Annotated in this window: 12 protein-coding genes; 8 read left to right on the top strand and 4 right to left on the bottom strand. The window is 61.1% G+C overall.

The window, feature by feature from the left end; translation table 11 throughout:
* Positions 1-13: 13 nt before the first annotated feature.
* Positions 14-937 (bottom strand): LysR family transcriptional regulator, encoded by a 924-nt coding sequence (locus tag GKO01_RS03815; protein ID WP_099285814.1) that lies wholly within the window; start codon positions 935-937, stop codon positions 14-16.
* A gap of 173 nt (positions 938-1,110) precedes the next feature.
* Between GKO01_RS03815 and GKO01_RS03810 the strand changes: the two genes are divergently transcribed.
* The 5 genes from GKO01_RS03810 to GKO01_RS03790 are packed head-to-tail and all read left to right on the top strand — an operon-like array spanning position 1,111 to position 5,748.
* The gene (locus GKO01_RS03810; RefSeq protein ID WP_099285813.1) at positions 1,111-2,571 is read left to right on the top strand and encodes a SidA/IucD/PvdA family monooxygenase; all 1,461 of its coding nucleotides are present in this window, start codon (positions 1,111-1,113) and stop codon (positions 2,569-2,571) included.
* A gap of 14 nt (positions 2,572-2,585) precedes the next feature.
* Complete coding sequence (gene puuE / locus GKO01_RS03805) at positions 2,586-3,485, top strand: allantoinase PuuE (protein WP_099285812.1); 900 nt, start codon at positions 2,586-2,588, stop codon at positions 3,483-3,485.
* Positions 3,482-4,006: a 2-oxo-4-hydroxy-4-carboxy-5-ureidoimidazoline decarboxylase gene (gene uraD / locus GKO01_RS03800; protein ID WP_099285811.1), complete on the top strand. Its 525-nt coding sequence runs from the start codon at positions 3,482-3,484 to the stop codon at positions 4,004-4,006. The genes puuE and uraD overlap by 4 nt, the downstream gene beginning before the upstream one ends.
* The gene (gene uraH, locus GKO01_RS03795; protein ID WP_099285810.1) at positions 4,003-4,335 is read left to right on the top strand and encodes a hydroxyisourate hydrolase; all 333 of its coding nucleotides are present in this window, start codon (positions 4,003-4,005) and stop codon (positions 4,333-4,335) included. The genes uraD and uraH overlap by 4 nt, the downstream gene beginning before the upstream one ends.
* 9 nt (positions 4,336-4,344) lie before the next feature.
* Entirely contained in the window at positions 4,345-5,748 is a 1,404-nt protein-coding gene (locus GKO01_RS03790; RefSeq protein WP_099285809.1) for a nucleobase:cation symporter-2 family protein, read from the top strand.
* 120 nt (positions 5,749-5,868) lie between these two features.
* On the opposite strand, the gene GKO01_RS03785 is transcribed toward GKO01_RS03790, so the two are convergent.
* Complete coding sequence (locus GKO01_RS03785) at positions 5,869-6,852, bottom strand: DUF3034 family protein (protein ID WP_099285808.1); 984 nt, start codon at positions 6,850-6,852, stop codon at positions 5,869-5,871.
* 164 nt (positions 6,853-7,016) lie between these two features.
* Positions 7,017-8,333: a guanine deaminase gene (gene guaD / locus GKO01_RS03780; RefSeq protein ID WP_167383420.1), complete on the bottom strand. Its 1,317-nt coding sequence runs from the start codon at positions 8,331-8,333 to the stop codon at positions 7,017-7,019.
* 143 nt (positions 8,334-8,476) lie between these two features.
* On the opposite strand from guaD, the gene trhO reads away from it, so the two are divergent.
* Both trhO and GKO01_RS03770 read left to right on the top strand, forming a co-directional pair.
* Positions 8,477-9,418, top strand: a complete 942-nt coding sequence (gene trhO / locus GKO01_RS03775) for an oxygen-dependent tRNA uridine(34) hydroxylase TrhO (RefSeq protein ID WP_099285807.1) — start codon at positions 8,477-8,479, stop codon at positions 9,416-9,418.
* A complete protein-coding gene (locus GKO01_RS03770; protein ID WP_099285806.1) occupies positions 9,415-9,933 on the top strand; it encodes a hypothetical protein in 519 nt (172 codons plus the stop codon). The genes trhO and GKO01_RS03770 overlap by 4 nt, the downstream gene beginning before the upstream one ends.
* A 32-nt stretch (positions 9,934-9,965) precedes the next feature.
* Here GKO01_RS03770 and uvrA read toward each other — a convergent pair whose 3' ends face one another.
* Positions 9,966-13,010 (bottom strand): excinuclease ABC subunit UvrA, encoded by a 3,045-nt coding sequence (gene uvrA / locus GKO01_RS03765; protein WP_099285805.1) that lies wholly within the window; start codon positions 13,008-13,010, stop codon positions 9,966-9,968.
* Between the two features lie 132 nt (positions 13,011-13,142).
* On the opposite strand from uvrA, the gene ssb reads away from it, so the two are divergent.
* Positions 13,143-13,727 (top strand): single-stranded DNA-binding protein, encoded by a 585-nt coding sequence (ssb, locus tag GKO01_RS03760; RefSeq protein ID WP_099285804.1) that lies wholly within the window; start codon positions 13,143-13,145, stop codon positions 13,725-13,727.
* The last annotated feature ends 82 nt before the right edge of the window (positions 13,728-13,809 follow it).

The raw sequence follows: 13,809 nt of genomic DNA, 5'->3' as shown, positions 1-13,809 counted from the left end.
TCGGGGCGGGAAATCAGGCCGTAGGATGGGGCTGTGTGGTGGGGGAGAGGAACTCTTTTTCGAGTTCGGAAATCACCAGTCGGGCGGCGCCGGACAGCTGCCGGGAGTGGTCCACGCACAGGGCGAGCGTCAGAGGGGCGAGGTCGTGGTTGGAAATCGGAATGAAAGCCAGTTCGCCGCGTGTGACCTCTTCCATGACGTCGAGCGCGCTGAGAATGCCGAGGCCGATGCCCTCGCGAACCAGAGACTTGATCATCTGGATATTGTCGGAGGACGCAGCGGCATGGATGTGAAGATTGCTGTCGATTTGTAGAATGTCGATCTGGCGGTGCAGGGCGAGCGGGGGCTCGGGCATAATCATGGGATAATTCATCGCCAGACTGAAACGGGCGCTTTTGCGTTCGGCGACGGGATGGTTCGGCAGGCAGACGAAGCCGAGCGGAAAATCCTTGTGCGCGCGGACCAGAAGACCGCGGGCATGGGTCGGGTTGAGCAGTAGAGCGAGATCGACCGAACCGTCGATCAGAGTGTTCTGAATGCGGCTGTTGTCGAGGACATGGGTGCAGATGGTGATGCCGGGATGGGTCGTGCGCATGGCGCGGAGCAGGCGGGGCAGGAAGCCGCGGGTCAGGGCGTCGGGGACGGCGATATCCACCTGTCCACGGCGCAGGCCGCGCATGTCTTCGATCTGGACGCACATATTGGTCAGGTCCCGCGACCACTGCTTGCCGTGCGCATAAAGCAGTTCGCCCGTGGCGGTCAGGCGCAGGCCGGTGGGCAGGCGCTCGAACAGGGGGGTGCCGAGGGATTCCTCGCCCTGAAGGATCTGCCGGTCGATGGCGGAGGCGGCGATGCGCAGATGTTCGGAGGCGCGGCGGATGGAACCGTGCTGGGCGACGGCGAGGAAGTAGCGCAGGAAGCGTGAGAAGACAGGCATGGAAGAACTGCTCTCTTTTTGCGAACGGGAGGAGCGTTTTTATGGAGTATACGACCTTGAGGCGGTGTGAAACTATCCCGCCCGACAGGTGACCTGTCGTTTTTGATGCGGAAAGACACTCCGGCGCCCTCCGGAGACTGCCCTGTCCGTGCCGGTTCTTTGGGGTTTGACACATGATATCCACCGTTTTTCCCGTCGAAACTCCGGCTATGGAGGCTTTGGCCGCGCTTTCAGAGCGCGTGCGGGAGGATCTGGCGAAAATCCGCTATGCGACGGGCAACTGGAGCCTGACGCAGGATCGGGACGGGGAAGCGGTTCTGGATGTGGCGATCATCGGCGCGGGGCAGGGGGGCATTACGTCGTGCTTCGGGTTGCGCCGACAGGGTGTGACCAATGTGCAGGTCTTTGAAAAAGCAGCGAAAGGCGGCGAAGGCCCGTGGGCGACGTTTGCGCGCATGATCACGCTGCGTACGCCCCGGCATGTGACGGGGCCGGATCTGGGAATCCCGAGCCTCACGCCGCAATCTTGGTTCGAGGCGCGTTACGGCGCGCAGGCGTGGGAGGATTTGGACAAGATTTCCCGTCATGACTGGCAGGCCTATCTGGACTGGGTGCGGCAGACGCTCGACATTCCGGTCGTGAACGATCAGGAACTGGTGCATGTTGGCTGGGACGAGGGGCTGCTGCGGCTGACATTCCGCAATGCGGCCGGTCAGGAAACGGTGCGTCTGGCACGGCGGATGGTTCTGGCGACGGGCATCGACGGCGGGGGGACGTGGCATGTGCCGTCCTTTATTTCCGAGACGTTGCCGAAATCCGTTTATGCCCATACGCACGAAGACATTGATTTTGAAGCGCTGAAGGGCAAGCGGATCGGTGTTCTGGGGGCCGGGGCATCCGCGTTTGACAATGCGGCGACGGCGCTGGAAAAGGGTGCGGGGCGGGTGGATCTGTGTCTGCGTCGGGCGAAGATTCCGGCCATTAATCCGTATCGCTGGATGGAAAATGCGGGCTTTCTCGCGCATTTCTCGGAACTGCCGGACCTGACGCGCTGGCGTTTCATGCGTCAGATCTACAGCCTGAACCAGCCGCCGCCGCAGGATACGTTCTGGCGCTGCCGCCGTCATGAGAACTTCGCTTTCCATCCTGGAACGCCTTGGACGGCGACGCGGATGGACGGCGACGAGATCGTGGTGACGACGCCGCAGGGCGAGATGCGCTTCGATTTCCTGATTATCGGGACGGGGTTCACGATCGACCTGTCGCAGCGTCCGGAAACGCGGGATTTCGCGTCGTCTGTTCTGCTGTGGCGGGATCATTTCACGCCCCCTGCCGGGGAAGACAGTGCGCTTCTGGGGAGCCATCCGTATCTGGGTGCGCGGTTCCAGTTCCTGTCGAAAGACAAGGCCGATCCGAAGGCGCCGATGCTGGCGGCAATTTACAATTTCACGTTCGGGGCCATGCCGAGCATGGGGCTTTCGGGGGCGTCCATCAGCGGGATGCGTTTCGGTGTGGAGAAGCTGGCGCGGGGCATTGCGCGCGATCTGTTCGTGGAGGATGGCGACAGGCATCTGGCGAGCCTATTGGCTTATGACACGGAAGAACTCGTCAGTCTCGATCCGCCGGTTCTTTGAAAAGGAAAACGTTCATGACGCAGGACAGCTATCCGCGGGACATGATCGGTTATGGCCGCACGCCGCCTGATCCGAAATGGCCGAATGGCGCGCGTATCGCCGTGCAGTTCGTTATCAATTACGAAGAAGGGGCGGAGAATTCGGTTCTGCATGGGGATGCGGGGTCCGAAGCGTTTCTGTCCGAAATGGTGGGCACGAAATCCATCATTGGCGCGCGCTGTGCGCAGATGGAGAGCCTGTACGAATATGGCAGCCGGGCCGGGTTCTGGCGGCTGCGGCGGCTGTTCGATGAAGCCGGGATGCCGGTGACGGTGTTTGGTGTGGCGAAGGCTCTGGCCCGCAATCCGGATGCGGTGGCGGCCATGAAGGAGAGCGGCTGGGAAATTGCGTCTCACGGTCTGCGCTGGATTGATTATCAGGATTTCCCCGAGGATGTGGAGCGGGCGCATATCCACGAGGCCATTGTGCTGCACACCGAAGTCACGGGGGAGCGGCCTCTGGGCTGGTATCAGGGGCGCACGAGCCCGAACACGGCGCGTCTGGTCGCGGAGGAAGGTGGGTTTGTTTATGACGCCGATTCCTATGCGGATGACCTGCCGTATTACGATCGGACTAATGGCCGGGCGCAGTTGATCGTGCCCTATACGCTGGACGCGAATGACATGAAGTTCGCAGCGCTGAACGGTTTTACGGAAGGCGAGCAGTTCTTCACTTATCTGCGCGATGCGTTCGATATGCTGTATCGCGAGGGCGGACGGATGATGTCGATCGGCCTGCATTGCCGTCTGGCGGGCAAGCCGGCGCGGGCGCTGGGGCTGCTGAAATTTCTGGAGCATATCCAGAAGCGCGAAGGCGTGTGGGTGGCGACGCGGTTGGACATCGCGCGGCACTGGCAGTCTGTGCATCCGGCATGAAGATTTCAGACGTCAATGCACTGCCGGCCGAGGCGTTTGTTGCGCAGTTCGGTGGGCTTTACGAACATTCGCCCTGGGTGGCGGAAGGGGCGCTCCAGGCGCGGCCTTTCGCGGATGTGGATGCGATGCTGCTCGCGTTTGCGCAGATTGTGCGGTCTGTTGGGCTGAGGGCGCAGCTTGCATTGGTGCGGGCGCATCCGGAGCTTGGGCATCGGGCCGGGATTGATCCGGATCTGACGGAACATTCCGCCTCGGAACAGGCTTCGGCCGGGCTGGATCGTCTGACGCCTGCGGAATATGAGCGGTTCCGGGGGCTGAATGACGCGTATCGCGCGCGGTTTTCCATGCCGTTCGTGATTTGCGTGCGCAAGGTCGCTGCACCCGGAAAAGCGGCGAAGACCGTGATTATGGATGAAATGGAGCGCCGTCTGGCTGGCACTCCCGAACAGGAACTGACCGAGGCGCTGACGCAGATTGATGCGATTGCAGGGCTTCGTCTGAAAGATCTGGTGACGGCATGAGTTCTCTGTCCACGCATGTTCTCGACACGGTGTCCGGAAAGCCTGCTGCGGGTGTGAGCCTGCGTTTGTTGCAGGGGGATCGGGTTCTGTTTGAAGGCCAGACGAATGCGGACGGGCGTTGCCCGGAACTGCGGGATGTTGCCGTTTCGAAAGGGATGTATTGTCTGGAATTCCGGATCGGCGATTACTTCCGCAAAGGCGGGCAGGTTCTGTCTGATCCGCCGTTTCTGGATGTGGTGCCGATCGTGTTCGGGCTGGCGGCAGGGGCTCATGCCCATGTGCCCCTGCTGGCGGCGCCGTTCGGATATTCCACCTATCGCGGAAGCTGAGGGCTTTTCATGACTGCCGAGAATGCCGCGATGACCGGTCTGCATCCCGTTGACGAGAAACTGCCGGTCTGGCGGCTTGGGGCCTACGGGTTGCAGCATGTGCTGGCGTTCTATTCGGCGGCGGTTATTGTCCCGATCCTTGTGGCGGGAGCGCTGCATCTGCCGCGCGAGACGCTGATCCATCTGATTGATGCAGATCTGTTCACCTGCGGGATTGCCTCGCTGCTTCAGGCAGTAGGGTTCGGGCCGGTCGGGGTTCGGCTGCCGCTGTTGCAGGGCGTGACGTTTACTGCCGTGGGGCCGATGATCGCTATTGGCTCTGCCGTGGGGGGCGGGACGCCGGGGTTGTTGTCCATTTACGGGTCCGTCATCGTGGCGGGGTTCGTGACGTTGCTGATGGCGCGGCATTTCGCCGGGCTGGTGCGGTTTTTCCCGCCGGTCGTGACCGGGTCCATCATTCTCATCATCGGTCTGGCGCTGTTGCCGGTGGCGGCGAATGATATTGTCTCGGGGGTCAGTCCGTCCGTGATGCAGGACCATGTTCCGTTGCGGAGTATCTGGTACGGGTTGGGGACGCTGGCGTCCATTCTGGTGATCCAGCGGCTGTTTCGTGGGTTCATCGCTACGATTGCGGTGCTGATCGGACTGGTGCTTGGGACGGTGGTGGCCTGGATACTGGGCGATGCGAATTTCGGGGAGGTGTCGTCCGCGCCGCTTCTGTCCATCACGCATCCGTTCTATTTCGGGATGCCGACGTTTCATCCGGTCTCAATCCTGTCGATGGTGATCGTCATGACGATTTCCATGATCGAGACGATCGGCAACGTCTATGCGACCGGTGAAATCGTGGACAAGCCGATCACGTCCGAAGACATTGCCCGCACGCTTCGGGCCGATGGGATCGCGACCATGCTGGGTGGCGTGCTCAACTCGTTTCCCTATACGTGTTTTGCTGAAAATGTTGGTCTGGTGCGGATGACGGCGGTAAAGAGCCGCTGGGTCGTGGCTGCTGCTGCGGTCATCATGATGATGCTGGGGTGTCTGCCGCGTCTGGGGGCGTTGGTGGCTGCGGTGCCGCTGCCGGTTCTGGGCGGGGCGGCGCTGGCGATGTTCGCAACCGTGGCTGTGGTCGGTGTGCAGACGCTCTCGCGGGTGGATTTCAACCGGCAGAGCAATGTGATCATCGTGGGCACTAGCATCGGGCTGAGTATGCTGGCGACGGCTCAGCCGCATATTTCCGACACGTTTCCGATGTGGGCGAAGATCGTGTTTGGAAGCGGCATTACGCTGGGATCGCTGTCGGCGATTTCGCTGCATCTGATCTTCAACGTGAAGCGAACGATTCATGAGGCGACGCACGCGACGGATGTTCCGCGTGAGTCTTTGATCGACGAGCGTATCCGGGAGGGGTGAGGGATCAGGGCTCTGCCCTGAAACCCGCCAAAGGCCGGAGGCCTCTGGACACCGATTCATGTAATCAGGGTGCAGGGATCGAGATCCCTGCCGGGTCCGGGCAGAGCCCGGATTGTCACCTCAGAATCCTGTCTGAGCGGAAAAATAGAAACCCGTCTGGTTTTTGAATGTCGCAATCGTGCCAAGTGACACATAGGCGAGCGTGATGTTCAGATGCTTGTTGATGAAATAGCTGGTATAGACATCGAACCAGTTGCTTTCGTCGGTGAAGCGCTGGTTGCGGGGTTTGGTGCGGTATTCCACGCCGACAATGAGGCCGGGCAGAAAGGGCGGCAGATAGCCGAGGGAGCCTTCGAACTGCGCGTGGTAATTGTTATCGAGGTCGCCACCGAAACCGATGATGCCCCACTGGTTGGCCTTGGTGAAGCGGACGGTGGTGTCGATCAGGATGCCGACTTTCGGAAACAGCTTGGTGACGGCGAGATAGGCGTCTGCGCCATCGGTATGTTTTGAGCCGACCATGTGAATGATGCGGCCGTCGCTGTCATGCTTGTACATGGCGCCGATGGCGACCTGGGGGATCAGGGTATTGTCAGCGACATGGCCGAAAAGGCGGACTTTCGCGCCTGCGACGTCGAGATCGAACTGGTAGCCGTTGCCAATGCCGAGCTTGGCGCCTGTGGCCCGGGTCTGGAAGAAATTATGGGTGTAGGAAAGCTCGACGCGGTCAAAAAGACCGATTGAGGCGCCGACGTTCTGGTCCCAGTAATTGGTGACGTTCACATAGCTGTAGTGAAAGGCCATGCCTGCGCTCTTGTCGCTGCCATAGCCGCTGATGGTGGCCCAGGTTGCGAGGCCACCGCCGCTTGAGCCTTCAAGAGACGTCATGCCACCGGTGCCGATTGCGCGCTGTCCGTCAAAGAGGGTGCGGAACAGGGATTGCCCGTTGCTGTTTCCGTCGTTGCCCAGAGTGACCTGTGGTGCGTTCGCTGTATTGTCTGCGGCGTGTGCGATGCGGTCTGGAAGAAGGATGCCGAAGGACAGCGCCGCCGTCAGGGAGAACAGGGAGCGGAAAGTCTGCGCGGAAGAGAGGGAGTGGTTCATGGGTCCTGCTTTTAGGTCGCGAGCCCGAGGGGGAGCTGAAGTATTCTCGCAGGTTAAATACTCTTTCCAGTATAGTTTCTGAAATGCTGACAAATAATTAAGATGACCCTACGATTTTTGAAAATTCAGAGTCAAAATAAAAATAGCACTTGGTGTCACAGGCTTCAGACTGTTTTGCGCTGATGACGGAGTTCTCCGGCGACATAGGTGGCGGCGACGCTGCGGTCGTCGCCCAGCATGGTCAGGGCAAACAGGCGGTCGGCGAGGGTTTCTGCCGTCTGCGCGCGGATGCGGCCCAGAGGCGTGGCGGCAGGATCGAAGACGCAGAGATCGGCGTAGAGGCCGGGTTGGATGCTGCCGATCCTGTCCTGAAGACCGAGGGACTGTGCGCCTCCTGCCGTGGTAAGCCAGAGTCCCTGCGCGGGGTGGAGTTTGGTCTGGAGGCCCTGTGCGACCTTGTAGGCGTCGGAGAGAACCTGAAGCAGCGACAGGGAAGGCCCGGCGCCGATGTCGCTGCCGATCCCAACGGGCACGCGGCGGTCGGGTTTGAGGGCTTCAAAGAGCGGGAAAGAGCCGCTGCCGAGGAACTGGTTTGAACCGGGGCAGTGCGCGATGGAGCAGCCTGTGTCGTGGCAGCGCTGGAAGTCGGTTTCTTCGGCGTGAACGGCATGGGCGAGAATGGCGCGGGGACGCAGGAGACCGGCCTTGTCGTACACGTCCAGATAGGAGTTGCGGTCGGGGAAAAGTTCGCGGACCCAGGCGATTTCGGAGCGGTTTTCGAGCAGATGTGTCTGCATGAACAGGTCGGGTTTCGTGGCGAGAAGTGCGCCTGCGAGATCGAGCTGTTCGGGGGTGCTGGTGGGGGCGAAGCGGGGGGTGACGGCGTAAAGCTGGCGTCCGCGATTGTGCCAGCGTGCGATGAGGTCTGCGGACTGATCGTAGCCGCTTTGGGCGGTATCGCGCAGGTTTTCCGGGGCGTTGCGGTCCATGAGGACCTTGCCTGCAATCATGCAGGTGTTGAGGCGTTCGGACTCCTCGAAGAAGGCGTCCACGGACTGGGGGTGGACCGTGCAGAACACGGCGGCTGTCGTGGTTCCGACGCGCAGGAGTTCGTTCAGGAATTGCCGGGCGACGGTGCGTGCATAAGTCAGATCGGCGTAGCGGGCTTCGGCGGGGAAGACGTAGCTTTCCAGCCATTCCAGAAGCTGCTCGCCATAGGAGGCGATGACTGGGAGCTGCGGGTAATGGACGTGCGTGTCGATCATGCCTGCGGAAATCAGCATGTCGGGGTAGTGGTCGATGGGTGTGCCTGTGGGGATGGTGTCGCGCAGACTGTCCCAGGGACCGGCAGCGGTGATGCGGCCGTTTTCGATCAGGATCAGGCCGTCGGACTCGTGATGCAGGGCGTCCATCGGATCGGTGGTGAAGGGATCGGCATGGAAGGTCAGGAAGGGGCCGCGGATGGCGCTGATCTGGGTCATGGGAGCACTTTACCGCAGGGATCATGCCTGTGTCTGCGTCATATGGGTCTGGCATCCCCGCTTTGGCCCTGATATTTCCGGGGCTGTCTTTTTTCATCCGATCGCGGCTGTGTCTGCGGTCCCGGTTGCCGGATGCCTGCCTCATGTCCGATATTCTCGAACCGATCCGCATTGTCGCGCTGTATCATTTCACGCCGTTCGCTGATCCTGCCGCATTGCGCGGACCGTTGCTGGAGCTGTGCGAGCGTGAGGGGATCAGGGGGATTCTGCTTCTGGCGCGCGAAGGGATCAACGGCACGATTGCCGGGACGGATGAGGGCATGGAGCGCGTGATGGCGCATATCCGTGCACTTCCGGGCTGTACGGATCTGGAAAGCAAGGAGTCCTGCGCGCCTGAACTGCCGTTCCGCCGGATGAAGGTGCGGCTGAAAAAGGAAATCGTCACGATGGGCGAGCCGGATATCGACCCGCTTCAGGGCGTAGGGCGGTATGTGGCGCCGGAAGACTGGAACGCGCTGATTTCCGATCCGGATACGATCCTGATTGATACGCGAAACGATTATGAAGTGGCGATCGGCACGTTCAAAGGCGCGGAAGACCCCAAAACGAAATCCTTCCGTGAATTTCCGGAGTGGTTTCGCAAACGGCGGCAGGAACTGGAAGCGAAAGGTCGTTTGCCGAAGATTGCCATGTTCTGCACGGGCGGTATCCGCTGCGAGAAATCAACGTCCTTTGCGCGGGCGGAAGGTGTGGACGAGGTCTATCATCTTAAGGGCGGCATCCTGAAATATCTGGAGACCGTGCCCGAGGAAGAGAGCCTGTGGGAAGGTGAGTGTTTCGTGTTCGACCAGCGTGTTTCGGTGAAGCATGGTCTGGAGATCGGGACGCATGATGTGTGCCATGCCTGTCGTCGGCCACTGAACGCGCATGACAAGGCCTCGCCGCTGTTCGTGCAGGGTGTGTCGTGCCCGCATTGCCACAATGAACGGACGGAAGAGCAGCGCCATCGTTATGCCGAGCGTGAGCGGCAGGAAGCGCTGGCTCAGGCGCGGAAGGCTGGGCATCTGGGTGTTCGGCAGAAGTGACTGTCGAGCCGCCGCTGCGTGATGTCGTAGTGTGGCGGGCGTTTCGGATTGCTGGGCTTTATGCGTTGCTCAATGCCCTGATCGCCATCCTTTTGCATCTTTTGATTGGTGCAGCGGGATTCGGGGCGACTGGGAAATGGCAGCCTGGGTTCGGAGCGTCAGTCGTGCTGGCTGTTTTGCTGGCGCCAATTATAGAAACGGCGCTTTATTTCTGGTTGCCGATCGTGTTGGTGCGGAAGGTGTTGGGATATCGACCCCTGACCCCGTTTGTAACGTGGCTTGCCTGTGTGGGGCCGTTTTCATTCACGCATTACGGCGGCAGTCTGGGACGCAGTGCCTTGACGGCGCTTTGTACCGGTCTGGTGGGCGGGAGCTGCTTCTATTTCTGTTTTCTGACAGCGGAAAAGGAGGCGGGACTTAACCCGTTCTGGACGACGGCACTGTGCCACGCGATATTCAATGGCACGGTTCTGACTGCGTTTGGCGTGGCGTATATTCTGGGGTTCGTGTCCTGAAAGGCATTTGGCCTTTCAGGATGTGAGTCGGTTCAGGTTTTGGTTTTGTTGCGGGACCCGGCGGGGCGGCCTCTGGGCTTCTTTTCGTGAGCTTTTTCCGCTGCTTTTTCTTTGGCGACTTTTGCTTTTTTCGCGGCTGTGCGTTCGGCTTTTGGCGGTGGCAGGCTGGCGGCGAGCATGGCTTGGGTGATTTTGGTGGCTGTGACTTTGCGGGGTTGTCTGGCGCCCGGCGCGTCCAGCAGCGGGGCGAGGAAGCGGCCGGTATGGCTGGCTTTGCACGCGGCGATGTCTTCCGGTGTTCCGGCTGCGACGACCTGACCGCCGCCGTCTCCGCCCTCGGGGCCGATATCGATCAGCCAGTCGGCGGTTTTGATGACTTCGAGATTGTGTTCGATCACCAGAACCGTGTTGCCCTGATCGACAAGGGTATGGAGCACTTCAAGCAGCTTGCGGACGTCTTCGGTGTGCAGGCCGGTTGTGGGTTCATCAAGGATATAGACCGTGCGGCCGGTGGCGCGCTTGGCCAGTTCTTTTGACAGCTTGACGCGCTGGGCCTCGCCGCCCGAAAGCGTGGTGGCCTGCTGGCCGAGGGCGACATAGCCCAGCCCGACCTGTTGCAGGATGGCGAGACGGTCGCGGATCTTCGGCGCGGCCTGAAAGAACGGCAGGGCCTCGTCCACGGTCATGGACAGGACATCTGCGATGGATTTGCCGCGGAACTTCACTTCCAGTGTTTCGCGGTTATAGCGTGCGCCCTTACAGGTGTCGCAGGTCACGTACACGTCCGGCAGGAAGTGCATTTCAATCTTGAGAACACCGTCGCCCTGACAGGCTTCGCAGCGTCCGCCCTTCACGTTGAAGGAAAAGCGTCCCGGTTTGTAGCCGCGCGCCTTGGACTCGGGGAGTTCGGCGAACCAGTCGCGGATGGGGGCGAACAGGTCCGTATAGGTTGCGGGGTTGGAGCGTGGGGTCCGGCCGATCGGGGACTGGTCGATCTCGATGATCTTGTCGAGATTGTCCACGCCTTCCAGACGGTCATAGGGGAGCGGCGTCTGGCTCGATTTCATGAGCTGGCGGGACAGCGCCTTATACAGCGTATCGATGACCAGCGTGGACTTGCCGCCACCCGAAACGCCCGTGACGGCGATGAAGGTGCCGAGCGGGAAATCGACCGTCAGGTCTTTGAGGTTGTTCCCGCGTGCGCCGTGCAGGGTGAGCATGCCGCTGGGCTTGCGGCGCTCGGTCGGGACGGGAATGACCTTGCGGCCTGACAGATAGGCGCCGGTGATGCTGTTGGGGTTCTGGGCGACCTCTGCGGGAGTGCCGACGGCGATGACCTGTCCGCCAAGCTTGCCTGCACCCGGCCCCATGTCGATCAGGTAGTCGGCAGCGCGGATGGCGTCCTCGTCATGTTCGACGACGATGACGGTGTTGCCGAGGCGCTTGAGGCGTTCGAGCGTGCCGAGCAGGCGCTCGTTGTCGCGCTGGTGCAGGCCGATGGAAGGTTCGTCCAGCACATACAGCACGCCTGTCAGGCCCGAACCGATCTGCGACGCCAGACGGATGCGCTGGCTTTCGCCGCCGGACAGGGTTGCTGAGCCGCGCGAGAGGGTGAGGTAGTCCAGCCCCACATCATCGAGGAAGTGCAGACGGTCGGTGATTTCGCGCAGGATGCGGCGGGCGATCTCGGCGCGCTGGGGCGTGAGGGTCGCTTCCACGGTGGAGAACCAGTCGAGCGCCTTGCGGATCGGCATGTCCGAGGCTTCGGCGATGTTGAGGTCCTTGACCTTCACGCACAGGGCTTCGGGTTTGAGGCGTGCGCCGTGGCAGGCATGGCAGGGTTTTTCAGACTGATAGCGCGACAGTTCTTCACGCACCCACATGCTGTCCGTCTGGGCCATGCGGCGGCGCAGGTTCTTCAGCACGCCCTCGAACGGTTTGGTGACGATGTGGACCTTCCCGCCGTCGGTATATGGAATGTCGATCGGCTCTTTCGAGCCGTTGATGATGAGGTCTTGCGTGGCGGGCTGGAGGTCGGACCAGGGCGTGTGCATGTCATCGCCGCAATGGCGGGCGAGAGCGGCGAGCGTCTGGTCATACCAGTCCGTGCTGGCGCCCTTCCACGGGGCGATGGCGCCCTCGGCCAGCGTCAGGCTATCATCCGGGACAATCAGGTTTTCGTCGAAATGGGTTTCGGTGCCGATGCCGTCACAGACCGGGCAGGCCCCCATCGGGGCGTTGAAGGAGAACAGGCGCGGCTCGATTTCCTCGATCGTGAAGCCGGAGACCGGGCAGGCGAAGCGCGACGAGAACACGACATGCGCCGGGGCTTCCTTCTCACCCGCGCGTTTGACCTCCTCGGCATAAGCCAGACCATCCGAGAGTTCGAGGGCGGTCTCGAAGCTGTCGGCGAGGCGGGATTCGAGACCTTCCTTGACGACGATCCGGTCCACGACGACTTCGACGGTATGGCGTGTCTTGCGGTTCAGTTCCGGGGCCTCGGCGATTTCGTAGAGTTCGCCGTCGATCTTTACGCGCGTGAAGCCCTTACGGGTCAGCTCGGCCAGTTCACGCTTGCAGTCGCCTTTGCGGTCCCGCACGACGGGGGCGAGCAGCATCAGGCGCATGCCATCGGGCATGGCCATGATGCGGTCCACCATCTGGCTGACGGTCTGGGCTTCGATGGGAAGGCCGGTCGCGGGGGAATAGGGGATTCCCACGCGCGCCCAAAGCAGCCTCATGTAGTCGTGGATTTCCGTGATCGTGCCGACGGTCGAGCGCGGGTTCTTGGATGTGGTCTTCTGCTCGATCGAAATGGCCGGGGAGAGGCCTTCGATGGAATCCACGTCCGGCTTGCCCATCAGTTCAAGGAACTGGCGGGCATAGGCGGACAGGCTTTCCACATAGCGCCGTTGCCCCTCGGCATAGATCGTATCGAACGCCAGTGAGGATTTCCCGGAGCCTGAGAGGCCCGTGATGATCGTCAGGGAATCCCGTGGGATCGTGGCGTCGATGTTCTTGAGATTATGGGCGCGGGCGCCACGGACTCGAATCGAATGATTGTCTGGAAAGCTCACGGAAACCCCGGAATGTGCAGAAAAACGGATGTGAGATTGGGCAACTGGCGGCAAGGGATGCTAGATCACTTTATAAATGGGTCTTGCGATCCATATGAAAAGAACAATTCGAGAAAATTGGTTGGGACGGGAATGGCAGGTAGCGTCAACAAGGTGATTCTGGTCGGAAATCTGGGCAAGGATCCGGAAGTCCGCAACACGCAGTCGGGTGGCAAAATCGTCAATCTGACCGTTGCGACGTCGGACACTTGGAACGATCGCCAGTCCGGGGAGCGCAAGGAGCGCACCGAGTGGCATCGCGTGGTGATTTTCAACGAGCGGACGGCCGACGTCGCCGAGCGTTATCTGCGCAAGGGCCGCAAGGTCTATATCGAAGGTGAACTGCGCACGCGGAAGTGGACCGACCAGTCCGGCCAGGAAAAATACACGACTGAAGTCGTGATCGACCGGTTCCGTGGGGATCTGGTGCTGATCGACAGCAATCGCAGCGGTGGCGGCGATGATGGTGGCTTTGACAACGGTGGCGGCTATGGCGGTGGCAATAGCGGCGGCTTCGGCGGTGGGAGCCGTGGTGGCTCCGCTGGCGGTGCGGGCGGTGGCTTTGGTGGTTCCCGTGGGAATTCCGGCGGAGCTTCTGGCGGCGGTCGTTCGGGTGGCAGCAATGGCGGCTGGGATGCCCCGCCGGACAACGATCTGGACGACGAAATTCCGTTCTGAGTTCATAGCCGCATACGGCTTCTGAAGACTGAAAAACCCCGGAGGCTTAGGCCTCCGGGGTTTTTTTGACTGTGGTGCAGAC

Source organism: Gluconobacter kondonii, from assembly GCF_002723995.1.
Classification (GTDB): Bacteria; Pseudomonadota; Alphaproteobacteria; order Acetobacterales; family Acetobacteraceae; genus Gluconobacter; species Gluconobacter kondonii.
The sequence above is the reverse complement of the archived record's forward strand: the minus strand, read 5'-3'. Positions and strand labels throughout refer to the sequence as shown.